Here is a 244-nt window from a genome sequence, read left to right on the forward strand (position 1 = left end):
CTTTGTGGCCGGCTTTTTCTCGCCCGACCTGAGCGCCGCCTGGCTGCGCAAGGTGGCCCAGGGCGTGTGGGAGACCTTGGCGATCTCCGTCATCGGCAGTCTGCTGGCGGCGATGGCCGGGCTGCTGCTGGCCTTGCCGCGCGGGCGCGCGCCCTGGAACGCGCTGCTCAACCTGCTGCGCTCGGTGCCCGAGCTGGTCTGGGCGACGATCACCGTGCTGGCCGTGGGCCTGGGCCCGTTTGCT

The 244-nt window shown here is 71.7% G+C and carries 1 pseudogene; it reads left to right on the forward strand.

The features are described 5' to 3' along the window. A pseudogene (locus H928_RS27680) lies at nucleotides 1-244 on the forward strand (phosphonate ABC transporter permease); the annotation flags it as partial.

It is taken from the genome of Comamonas sp. B-9 (assembly GCF_000410635.1).
In the GTDB taxonomy this organism is placed as follows: domain Bacteria; phylum Pseudomonadota; class Gammaproteobacteria; order Burkholderiales; family Burkholderiaceae_C; genus Comamonas.